Raw genomic sequence first — 2,005 nt, 5'->3', positions numbered from 1 at the left:
TTGGCGTTGGCGTGACTGGTGTTGGCGTTGGCGTGACTGGTGTTGGTGTCGGCGTCGCCCCAGTGTCGTTAATAGTTAGTGTGGTTTGAGGGATTGTACCCGCAGAACCTCCTGTAATACTGCCTAAATTGAGAACAACTATTTCGCTGTTTTCTGGAATATTGTCAGCTTTGATAGTGACTGCAACATTCTGAGTGAGATTGGTTGTACCTGCTGGGAAACTAACAGTTGTAGGCGAAAAGGTATAGTCTGAATTTGGTGTAGCAGTGCTACTGGGGTTAAGTACGATCGCACTTGTGACATCGACAGCAGGAATAGCATTCAGAGTTACAGGTAAATTAACTATCGTATCAGTGCTTCCTTCGATCGCACTATAGTTAGCAGCCCCAAAATTTGCAGCCAAATTTAGCAGAACAGAGACATCTTGAGTGGTAAAATTTGGTGTCGCTAAATCCAATTTGCCATCAGTATTAAAATCTCCCGCAGTGAGAAACCGAGGATATGTTCCTACACTAAAATTGGTGGCAGTACCAAAACTGCCCGTACCGTTTCCCAACAAAACTGAGACATTGTGAGAACCGCCATTAGACGTGGCTAAATCGATTTTGCCATCGCTGTTAAAGTCGCCCGCAACGACAGCTTCGGGAGATAATCCAACACTAAAGTTAGTTGCAATACCAAAATTACCCTTACCATCCCCCAACAAAACGGAGATACTCTCATTAGAGATACTGTTAGATGCGGCAACGAGATCGAGTTTGCCGTCGCCATTCAAATCGGCTGTGGTGATAAAGTGATTGCCTGTCCCCGCGCTAAAGTTAACGGGGGCGCTAAAGTTCCCGATACCATCTCCTAATAAAACTGAGATGTTGTTAGTAGACTCATTGTTCGACGAGACTAAATCGAGTTTACCGTCGCCATTTAAGTCGGCTGTGGTAACATCAAGAGATGCTGCTGAATTAATAATATTAATGGGAGTGCTAAAGCTACCAGTACCGTCTCCTAAAAGCATGGAAAGGTTGTTACTATGCGCACTTGCTGTAGCTAAATCTAACTTGCCATCTCCATTAAAATCCCCGACTGCGATCGACTTAGGATCTATTCCTTCACCGAAATTGGTAGGATTGCTAAAACTACCATTACCCGTCCCCAATCGGATGGAAACGAAACCGCCGTTACCCTCACTAATCGGATTCGCCACAGCTAAATCGAGTTTGCCATCTCCATTCAAGTCGCGTATTGCAATGGAAAAGGGATTCTCGTTGCCGGGGTTAAATAAGTTGCTAGCAGTACCAAAGCTGCCCGTACCCGTCCCCAACAATATGGAAATATCTCTCGAACCCAAGTTTGCTACAGCTAAGTCGAGAAAACCGTCGCCGTTCAAATCATCCGTATCAATCTTGACAGGAGTTGCTGTCGCAGCCAAGCCGGCATTATAGTTAGTAGCAGCACTGAAGCTGGAGAGAACATGGCCGTAATTTGCGATCGTATCTTCCTGAAATACTAGCGGTGTTTTGATTTTTCCAGTTCTTACTTCCAGTTCCCAGTCGCCACCTTTTGCTGCGCTTCCCGTGAGATTTTTGGAAGCGGCAACGTTTGTATTTGTAAGTTGGGCAATCCGCTGGATGAAGCTGAAGCCGTCACGATCGATCGCACTTTCATCATCTACCGCGTGTTCATCATCTACTGCGTGTTCATCATTGATGGCGCATTCATCATCGATCACGCATTTATCAGATCCGCCGGGGGTTAAAACCCCCGTCTCATAGCGAAAGTCCTCTAAAGAGGACTGAATAGCGGCATGGTTTTCAGTCGATTTCAACTGAGATATTGCACCATTTTCAGCAACAGGCAAGATGCCTGTTCCACAAGAAAATTTATCTTTTGTGGAACAGGCATCTTGCCTGTTCATAAAAGGCTTATTGACAATGCTGCAAGCAGTCGGTTTCAACCGACTTTCGCTATGAGACGGGGATTTAAATCCCCGGCGGACTTGCGGACAAAC

1 protein-coding gene is annotated in these 2,005 nt (G+C 45.7%); it reads right to left on the bottom strand.

Annotated features, from left to right (window positions below):
- Nucleotides 1-2,005: FG-GAP-like repeat-containing protein (locus QT974_RS16020; RefSeq protein WP_333469452.1), on the bottom strand; the 2,005-nt coding region annotated here is incomplete at both ends.

It is taken from the genome of Microcoleus sp. BM001215392 (genome assembly GCF_036700185.1).
Classification (GTDB): domain Bacteria; phylum Cyanobacteriota; class Cyanobacteriia; order Cyanobacteriales; family Microcoleaceae; genus Microcoleus.
This window is presented reverse-complemented; position numbering and strand designations above follow the sequence as displayed.